This window comes from Mycobacterium sp. (assembly GCF_049585075.1).
GTDB lineage: Bacteria > Actinomycetota > Actinomycetes > Mycobacteriales > Mycobacteriaceae > Mycobacterium.
The window spans coordinates 1-8649 of sequence record NZ_JBAUZA010000418.1; the positions used below are offsets into that span (position 1 = coordinate 1).

The following is an 8649-nucleotide window of genomic DNA, read 5'->3' on the forward strand; positions in this document are numbered from 1 at the left end:
CGTCAAACGACGCGGCGCCACTGGCCCGATCCACCGGGATGTGTCGGAGTTTGCGCATGATCGGCCCAGTGATCTTGTGATCGAAGACCTCTTGTTTGGCCATGAACCGCACTTTGCGCCCGAGCCCCTGCTTGTAGGCAGGCAACCCAGCGAAGGTGAAGTCGAAATAGCTGGTGTGGTTGATGGCGATGACGGCGCCGCCGGTGGTAGGCACGTTCTCCACGCCGTCGAGCGTGAAACGCAAACCCTGCAATCGCCATGCCAACCGGGCGACTTGGATGATCGTCCCGTATACCGGTTCCACGCTCAACCACCCTAGTGTTTGCGGCTGGACGGCTGCCACGGGTCGGGTCGTACCCTCGGCTCTGCCGCTGGGTTGATGGCGGCGACCCGCTTCGCCCGGCTCCCAGCCGCGCTCGCGATCGCCGCTGGGTTGATGGCGGCCACCCGCTTCGCCCGGCTTCCAGCCGCGCTCGCGATCGCCGCTAGGCTTGGGCGGCAATGCGGGTTACAAGCGTCGGCCATGCCGGCTTTCGGATCGAGACCCAGGCGGGCAGCATTCTGTGCGACCCCTGGGTCAATCCGGCCTACTTTGCCTCGTGGTTTCCCTTCCCCGACAACAGCCGGCTGGACTGGGACAGCCTGGGAAACTGCGACTACCTGTATGTCTCACATCTGCACAAGGACCACTTCGACGCCAAGTTGCTGACTGCGCGTGTCAACAAAGAGGCCATGGTGTTGCTGCCGGATTATCCCGTGCCCGACTTGAAAGATGCGTTGCAGAATCTGGGGTTTCACCGGTTCTTCGAAACCACCGACTCGGTTAAGCACCGGATCTCGGGGCCAAAAGGCGACCTCGACATCATGATCATCGCACTGCGGGCGCCCGCCGACGGCCCGATCGGCGATTCCGCGCTGGTGGTTTCCGACGGTGTGACGACCGTGTTCAACATGAACGACGCCCGGCCGGTCGATCTGGATGTGCTGCACGCCGACTTTGGCGACATCGACGTGCACATGCTGCAGTATTCCGGCGCGATCTGGTACCCGATGGTCTACGACATGCCAGCGCGCGCCAAGGAGACGTTCGGCACTCAAAAGCGGCAGCGCCAGATGGACCGGGCACGCCAATACGTCGCACAAGTCGGCGCGACGTGGGTGATCCCGTCAGCCGGCCCACCGTGCTTCCTGGACCCCGAGCTGCGTGACCTCAACGACGACCACGGCGATCCGGCCAACATCTTCCCCGACCAGATGGTGTTCCTCGATCAGATGCGCACGCACGGCCACGACCGCGGCCTGCTGATGATGCCCGAGTCGACTGCCGAATTCTGCGGTGCACAACTGAACTCGCTGAGCCACCCACTACCCAACGATCAAGTGGAGGCCATCTTCACCACCGGTAAGGCGGCCTACATCGCCGACTACGCCGCACGTATGCAACCGGTGCTGGCGGCGGAGAAAGCCAGCTGGGCACCCGCCACCGGCGACTCGCTGCTGGAGCCGCTGCGAGCGGTGTTCGAGCCGATCATGTTGGCCAGCGACGAGATCTGCGACGGTATCGGCTACCCGGTCGAATTGGTGCTCGGCCCGCAAAGGGTGGTGCTTGACTTTCCTAAACGCACCGTGCGGGAAGCGATTTCCGACGAGAAGTTTCGCTACGGGTTTGCGATTCCGCCGGAGCTGGTGCGCACCGTGCTGCGCGACAACGAACCCGACTGGGTCAACACGATCTTCTTGTCCACCCGATTCAGGGCGTGGCGGGTCGGTGGCTACAACGAATACCTGTACACGTTTTTCAAATGCCTGACCGACGAGCGGATCGCCTACGCCGACGGCTGGTTCGGTGAGGCGCACGACGATACCGCGTCAATCACCATGGACGGCTGGGAGATTCAGCGTCGATGCCCGCATCTGAAAGCCGACCTCTCTAAGTTCGGCGTGGTCGAGGGCAGCACGCTGACCTGCAACCTGCACGGTTGGCAGTGGAATTTGGAGAACGGCCGCTGCCTTACCACGCGGGGCCATGAGCTTCGGAGCTCCCGGCGATGAGCGCGGCGAGCTACGATGATGGCCTGGTCCAGCTGGACCAGGAGGCAATCACGCTGCGCCGCTATCACTTTCCGTCCGGCACCTCGAAGATCATTGCGCTGGACAGGATCCGCGGGTACAAGGCCGAACCGCTGGGTCTGCTGATGCACCGGTTCCGCCTCTGGGGCAGCTCAGATCTGCGCCGCTGGCTGCCACTGGACGTGCGGCGGCCGCTGCGGTCGACGCTGATCACCCTGGACGTGCCGGGGACCAGGCCGAGCCCGGCGTTCACACCGGCGGATCCGGAGAAGTTCACCGCGCTGCTGGACCGACTGCTGGACCAGCAGCACTAGCGCGCGTCTACTCAGCGCGCGGCGTCGGCGAGCGCTTGCTGGGCCGCGTTAAAGCCCGGGATAAACGTGATTCCCGGCCCACCGTGACATCCTGCACTGCCCAGGTAGAGTCCGTCGATCGGAATCGGTTGGCCGAGAAAGCCTTTAGGACCAGGCCGATTCGGGCCGACTTGGTTTGCGTTGAGCAACCCGTGGCAGTAGTCGCCGCCCGGGGCGCCAAACATCACCCCCATGTGCTTGGGCGTGAAGGTGGTGTGCCGGATGATGCTGGCTTCGAAATTCGGTGCCAACCGGGTGATCTTGTCGATCACCCGTTGACCCATCTCGACTTTGGCCTGACCGTAATCCGCGCCGCCTTCGATCGGGAACCACAGCGCGAAGGCCGATGCGGCGTGCTTACCCTCGGGCGCCAAGTCCGGATCGTTCTGCGACGGGATCTGCAGCACCACCGTCGGGTCGGCCGGCACGATGCCGCGCCGCGCGTCCTCCCACTGCTGCTGGACTTCCTCCGGTGTGCAGAACAGTCCCACCGACGCCTGCATGGCCGGCTCGTTGAGCGCCTCGTAGGGCGCGGCGAAGGCGGGCGGCTCGTTCAGGGCGAAGTGCATCTGAAGGTAGCTGCCGCGGTGATCGGTCCGCGCGTAACGCTCGCGGATATCGGCGGGCACCGCCGCCGAGTCGATCAAGTCGTTGACGGTGAGGTCGGGTGCGATGCCGGAAACGACGATCGGGGCGGTCAACGTATCGCCGGACTCGGTGCGCACGCCGCTGACCCGACCGTCGGCGACCAGGATCTCCGCGACCTTGGTGCGCAGGCGCACCTCGCCGCCGTTGCGTGTCAGCAAGTCGCTCAGATGCGCTGTGAGCGCGCCGATACCGCCGCGCAGTTTTTTCATCTGCATGGTGTCGCCGTCGGGAACACCCAGCCCGAAGGCGAGTGCGGCCGCGCTGCCTGGGGTGGCCGGGCCGCGGTAGAGCGTGTTGACCGCCAGAACAGTCATCGAACCGCGCAGCGCACCGTGCTTCTCGCGGTCGGGTAGATAGCGGTCCAGCACATCGGTGACCGAGCCGAACAACATGTCATCGATCGCCGAGCGCTCGAATTCATTTGTGGCGCAGGCATACATCTCGTCGATCGTCTTTGGCAGCGTACCGGCCTCGAAACGGCCCAATGCTCGCGTCGGCGCCTGACTCCAGGCCATCAACCCGGCCATTCCGTTGACGGCGTCGGCCCCATGCACCTCGTTGAGGTGGGTGAACAGCTTGATCGGATCGCTGTACTGGACCAACGGATCGTCACCGATGCCGCGCAGCGCCACCGACATCACGTCCAAGTCGATCGTCGGCAGGGTGTCTAAGCCCAGCGCCTCGACCACCGCGGACGCCGTCGGGAACTGCACCGAGCCGGCGATCTCGAAGTGATAGCCGTCGAACAGCTCGACGGTGGACGCCATGCCGCCGGCGTAGAGCTTCGATTCCAGGCATAGCGTGTGCAGCCCGGCCTTCTGCAGCAGCACTGCGGCGGCCAGCCCGTTGTGGCCGGCACCGATAACGATCGCGTCATAACTAGTCATGTCTTGCCCTCCAGGAATGCAGGCTGGCATGCGCCCAAAGTTTTGTCAATTATGACGAAACTTCAGGGGCCCAGGTACCGGAGATACCTGCCCTCAGCGATTCGAGCGCCACATGCGACATCCGTGCCAACTCGCCGAGTGATCGATCGTCGCCCACCATCCAAGCTTCCATTGCCCCGAAGACACCGGCCGCGATGCAACGGGCGGTCACCTTGATCCGTAGCCGCGCATCGGCCGTTTGATCCGCCGCGCAGGCATGCTTTCGCAACTGCGCCTCGATGGCATCTGCGAGGTCGGCTTGGACGTCCTGAATGTGGCGGACGATGCGGCCCTGGTCAACGTCGCCTCCCCGCAGCGCGGCGATTTTCGTCACGGCCTCAACGTCATACGGGAAGGCGAAGATGGCCGATTGGACGGAATCGATAACCGGCTCGTCGACCGGCCTGGCATCCAGCGCCGCGCGAAACCAATGCAGCCCGGTGTAGTCGGCAAACAGCAGATCGTGCTTGGAGCTGAAGTGACGATAGAAGGTCCGCAGCGAAACTCCGGCGTCCGCTGCGATCTGCTCGGCGGAGGTGTCCCCGACGCCCTGGCCCAAAAACCGCACCATCGCAGCCTGGACCAGCGCTTCGCGCGTGCGCTCGCTGCGCGCCGTCTGCGCGGGCCTCACCATGGCAGTAAGGTACCGCAGATTGTTATGTCATTATTGACAAAACTTGTCGACGAGGTGAGACTGCGCCCATGGTGTCGCTTCTGGTGCATGCAGTTCTCGGGCTTTCGGTCATCGGTTGGATCGTCGCGTCGAACCCACAGGTATTCGCCCGACCGTCCAGCGGGCCGTTGTTTTCACCGCTGGAAGCGGTGTACTACATCGTTGGCGTCGCGTCGGTGGTGCTTGGCTGGTGGTTCAACGTCCACTTCGTGCAGCAATACACGCACGGGGCGACGAACCCGATTTGGGGGCCGGGCAGCTGGTCGGATTACATCCGGCTGATGTTCACCAACCCGGCGGCCAGCTCGGCGAGCCAGGATTACACGATCGCCAATGTCATTCTGCTGCCGCTATTTACGATCGTCGACGGCTATCGCCGCGGTCTACGGCGCCCATGGCTGTACTTCGTGTCCAGCCTGTTCACCAGTTTCGCGTTCGCGTTCGCGTTCTACTTCGCCACCATCGAACGGCAACGACGCCACGCCCAAACATCCACGGCGTCAACGCCGGTGGACGCCTAAGCGCGTCTGCTCGACGCCTCCGCCCAGTGATTAGCCCACTGGTCCAACGGAACGAGCGCCTTGCCGAGCGACCGGCCCACTTCGCTCAACTCGTAGCACTGATCGTTCCGCTGCACGATGAGGCCAGCGCCGGTCAGATCACCAAGGCGCTCATAGAGAACGCTGGGCGACATGCCGTCGCAGCGCTCGCGCAGTGCCCTGGCTCCCAGCGGGCCGTCGCGCAGTTCCCACAGCATCCGTAGTGACCATCGTCGACCGAGGAGGTCGAGCGCGGCCATCAGGGGACGCCCAGTTGTCGACCCGCGGACGGCACGGCCGGGTCGTGCCACCGATTGACGTTTCGGTTTCCGTAACGTAGCTTTCTTTTCCATGGTTACGGAAATAGTAACGCCGCGAATCGGCGCTCTCGACCCACCCTATGAGCCTGCCGCGGCCGCACAGCTTCAGAAGATGATGCCGCCAAACGTGCCACCCATCGCGCTGTTTCGCACCGTGGTCAAAAACCTTCCCATGGCCGAAGCCATGACATCTTGGGGCGGCTACGAGCTGAGCCGCGCGCTGTCGCTGGCCCTGCGTGACCGCGAGATCGTCATCGACCGAACCTGTGCTCGCTGTGGCTGTGAGTACGAATGGGGCGTGCACGTCGCCTTTTTCGCGCAGAAGGCGCGCCTCGATCGAGACCAGATCGGCTCGCTAACCCACGGCAGCGCCGAGGATCCGTGCTGGACCACCGAGCGAGATCGGCTGTTGATTCGCGCCGTCGACGCGCTCTGCGATCACCGGGACATCGACAACACCCTGTGGGAGGCACTGCGGGGCGAGTTCGACGACCGCGAAATCCTCGACCTCACCATGCTGTGCGGGTGGTATCACGCGATCAGCTTCACCGCGCACGCCGCTCGCATTCCGCTGGAGGCCGGCAGCCCCACCTTCGCCAGCTTCGCCTAAGGCTCCAACACCTCGACGCCAACGAACGGCACCAGCGCGTCGGGAACGCGCACACTGCCGTCGGGCCGTTGGTGATTTTCCAAGATGGCCACCAGCCAACGGGTGGTGGCCAGCGTGCCATTGAGCGTCGCGGCAATCTGCGGCTTGCCATTGGAATCCCGGTAACGGGTGGCCAGTCGACGGGCCTGGAACGTGGTGCAGTTCGACGTCGACGTCAGCTCGCGGTAAGCGCGCTGGGTCGGTACCCACGCCTCGCAGTCGAACTTGCGGGCCGCTGACGACCCGAGATCGCCTGCGGCCACGTCGATTACCCGATACGGCACCTCGATGTGCGCCAGCATTTCTTTCTGCCAGCCCAGTAGCCGCTGATGCTCGGCCTCGGCTTCGGCCGGCGTGCAGTAGACGAATCCTTCGACCTTGTCGAACTGGTGCACCCGGATGATGCCACGGGTGTCCTTGCCGTAACTGCCGGCTTCGCGGCGAAAGCACGACGACCAGCCGGCGTAGCGCAGCGGCCCGCACGACAGATCGAGGATCTCGTCGGCGTGGTAGCCGGCCAGCGGCACCTCGGAGGTACCGACGAGATAGAGGTCGTCGGCCTCCACCCGGTAGATCTCGTCGGCGTGTGAGACGGAGAAGCCGCTGCCCGACATCACCTCCGGACGCACCAGCACCGGCGGAATGACCGGGACGAAGTCGTTGTCGGCCGCGTGCCGGATCGCCAGCTGCAGCAACCCCAGCTGCAATAGCGCGCCCCGACCGGTCAGGAAGTAGAACCGCGAGCCGGACACCTTGGCCCCGCGCTCCATGTCGATCAGGCCCAGTGCCTCGCCGAGTTCCAGGTGATCTTTCGGATCGTCGATCGCGGCCGGCTCACCGACGACGTCGAGCACGGTGTAGTCGTCCTCCCCACCGGCCGGCACGCCGTCGATGAGCACGTTCGAGATCGCCATGTGCGCAGCGGTGAACGCCGCCTCGGCGTCGGTCTGCTCGGCCTCGGCCGCCTTGACGTCGTCGGCTATGTCGCGCGCCTGCTGCAGCAACGCCGGACGCTCGTCAGACGAGGCTGCGCCCACCGCCCTGCTGACGACCTTCTGGTCGGCGCGCAACGAATCGGCTCTCGAGATCGCGCTGCGCCGGGCGGTATCGGCAGCCAGCAACCTGTCGACCAGAGCCGGGTCCTCACCTCGGCTGGTCTGGGATCGGCGCACGGCGTCGGGGTTCTCCCGCAGCAGCTTCAGGTCGATCACGGCGTAGAACCCTACACGCGAGGCACCCGCCGGCGATAACCACATGCTTTACTTCTGCATCAGCTGTCACGGGACCCAGTAGGCCTGTCAGAATAGAGCCAATGTCCAAAGCATCCGAGCAGCACGAGCCCCCGGCCAGCCGGCTGGGGCTCAGGTTGCCGCGGGTCGAGTGGCTGAACGCTCTGCAGGCGTCGGCCACGCGGCGCGCGTTGCTGCTGACGGCTCTGGGTGGTCTGCTCATCGCCGGCCTTGTCACCGCGCTGCCCATCGGCAATGGTCCCGGTCGGCTGACCGGTTACATCGACCCGGTGCCCAGCACGGGCTCGAAGGGTAATGACGCTTTCAACCGCGCCGCCAGCGGCAACTGCCTGATGTGGCCGGATCGGATGCCCGAAGCCGCAACCATCGTCGACTGCATAGACGAGCACCGGTTTGAGGTCGCCGAGTCCATCGACATGCGCACGTTCCCCGGTTCGGAGTACGGCCCCGAGGCCCCTCCACCGTCGGCCACCCGTATCGAGCAGATCAGCCAGGAACAGTGCGAGTCAGCTGTGCGGCGCTACCTGGGCGCCAAGTTCGACCCGAACAGCAAGTTCATCATCAGCATGCTGTGGTCCGGCGATAAGGCATGGCGGCAGGCCGGCGAGCGGCGGATGTTGTGCGGCCTGCAAATGCCGGGCACCGGCAACGAACAGATCGCGTTCAAAGGCAAGGTCTCCGACGTCGACCAGTCGAAGGTCTGGCCCGATGGCACCTGCCTGGGTATCGACCCCGCGACCAATCAACCCACGGATATCCCGATCGACTGCGCGGCGCCGCACGCGATGGAGGTCACCGGCACGGTCAACTTGCTCGCCAAGTTCCCCGACGCGCTGCCTCCCGAGCCCGAACAGGACGCGTTCATCAAGGACTCCTGCACCCGGCTCACGGACGCCTACCTTGCGCCGGTGCAGTTGCGCAGCACCACGCTGACCCTGATCTACAGCACGCTGTCGCTGCCCAGTTGGTCGGCCGGCAGCCGGCAGGTTGCCTGCAGCATCGGGGCCACCCTGGGCAACGGCGGCTGGGCGACGCTGCTCAACAGCGCCAAGGGTCCACTGCGGATCAACGGTCAACCACCGGTTCCGCCACCGGATATCCCGCAAGAGCGGCTCAACCTGCCGCCGATCCCGGTAACTCCGAACACCGGCGGACCACCGGCGTCGTCGGCGGCCGGCTCGTCTGGCTCGGCCGGATCGACCGGCTCGAACAGCCAGCGAC

The 8649-nt window shown here is 64.9% G+C and carries 10 protein-coding genes; 5 read left to right on the forward strand and 5 right to left on the reverse strand.

Annotation, left to right across the window (positions count from 1 at the left end):
• On the reverse strand, positions 1 to 304 hold a 304-nt coding region (locus WB785_RS19815; protein WP_424081028.1), incomplete at its 3' end, for a lysophospholipid acyltransferase family protein.
• 197 nt (positions 305 to 501) lie between these two features.
• Between WB785_RS19815 and WB785_RS19820 the strand changes: the two genes are divergently transcribed.
• On the forward strand, positions 502 to 2052 hold the full coding sequence (locus WB785_RS19820) for a Rieske 2Fe-2S domain-containing protein (protein ID WP_424081030.1): 1551 nt from the start codon (positions 502 to 504) through the stop codon (positions 2050 to 2052).
• Positions 2049 to 2384: a hypothetical protein gene (locus WB785_RS19825; RefSeq protein WP_424081032.1), complete on the forward strand. Its 336-nt coding sequence runs from the start codon at positions 2049 to 2051 to the stop codon at positions 2382 to 2384. Before WB785_RS19820 ends, WB785_RS19825 begins: the two co-directional genes overlap by 4 nt.
• A gap of 11 nt (positions 2385 to 2395) precedes the next feature.
• Here the strand turns inward: WB785_RS19825 and WB785_RS19830 are convergent, their stop codons facing one another.
• Together WB785_RS19830 and WB785_RS19835 are read right to left on the reverse strand one after the other, a co-directional pair.
• A complete protein-coding gene (locus tag WB785_RS19830) occupies positions 2396 to 3958 on the reverse strand; it encodes a phytoene desaturase family protein (protein WP_424081034.1) in 1563 nt (520 codons plus the stop codon).
• A gap of 49 nt (positions 3959 to 4007) precedes the next feature.
• Positions 4008 to 4631 (reverse strand): TetR/AcrR family transcriptional regulator, encoded by a 624-nt coding sequence (locus tag WB785_RS19835; protein WP_424081036.1) that lies wholly within the window; start codon positions 4629 to 4631, stop codon positions 4008 to 4010.
• A 68-nt stretch (positions 4632 to 4699) separates the two neighbouring features.
• Between WB785_RS19835 and WB785_RS19840 the strand changes: the two genes are divergently transcribed.
• Complete coding sequence (locus WB785_RS19840) at positions 4700 to 5191, forward strand: DUF2834 domain-containing protein (RefSeq protein ID WP_424081038.1); 492 nt, start codon at positions 4700 to 4702, stop codon at positions 5189 to 5191.
• Here WB785_RS19840 and WB785_RS19845 read toward each other — a convergent pair.
• Positions 5188 to 5520: a winged helix-turn-helix transcriptional regulator gene (locus tag WB785_RS19845; RefSeq protein ID WP_424081039.1), complete on the reverse strand. Its 333-nt coding sequence runs from the start codon at positions 5518 to 5520 to the stop codon at positions 5188 to 5190. The two genes, WB785_RS19840 and WB785_RS19845, sit on opposite strands and share 4 nt — an antisense overlap.
• A gap of 40 nt (positions 5521 to 5560) precedes the next feature.
• On the opposite strand from WB785_RS19845, the gene WB785_RS19850 reads away from it, so the two are divergent.
• Positions 5561 to 6139: a carboxymuconolactone decarboxylase family protein gene (locus tag WB785_RS19850; protein WP_424081041.1), complete on the forward strand. Its 579-nt coding sequence runs from the start codon at positions 5561 to 5563 to the stop codon at positions 6137 to 6139.
• Here the strand turns inward: WB785_RS19850 and serS are convergent.
• Positions 6136 to 7389, reverse strand: coding sequence for a serine--tRNA ligase (gene serS / locus WB785_RS19855; RefSeq protein WP_424081043.1), 1254 nt, complete (start codon positions 7387 to 7389; stop codon positions 6136 to 6138). The two genes, WB785_RS19850 and serS, sit on opposite strands and share 4 nt — an antisense overlap.
• A gap of 101 nt (positions 7390 to 7490) precedes the next feature.
• Between serS and WB785_RS19860 the strand changes: the two genes are divergently transcribed.
• A partial coding sequence (locus WB785_RS19860; protein WP_424081045.1) for a septum formation family protein occupies positions 7491 to 8649 on the forward strand: 1159 nt, incomplete at its 3' end.

Coding starts and splice junctions, on each gene's coding strand:
- WB785_RS19830 (WP_424081034.1), bottom strand. CDS start 3,958: ATGACTAGTTATGACGCGATCGTTATCGGTGCCGGCCACAACGGGCTG.
- WB785_RS19820 (WP_424081030.1), top strand. CDS start 502: ATGCGGGTTACAAGCGTCGGCCATGCCGGCTTTCGGATCGAGACCCAG.
- WB785_RS19850 (WP_424081041.1), top strand. CDS start 5,561: ATGGTTACGGAAATAGTAACGCCGCGAATCGGCGCTCTCGACCCACCC.
- WB785_RS19825 (WP_424081032.1), top strand. CDS start 2,049: ATGAGCGCGGCGAGCTACGATGATGGCCTGGTCCAGCTGGACCAGGAG.
- WB785_RS19835 (WP_424081036.1), bottom strand. CDS start 4,631: ATGGTGAGGCCCGCGCAGACGGCGCGCAGCGAGCGCACGCGCGAAGCG.
- WB785_RS19840 (WP_424081038.1), top strand. CDS start 4,700: ATGGTGTCGCTTCTGGTGCATGCAGTTCTCGGGCTTTCGGTCATCGGT.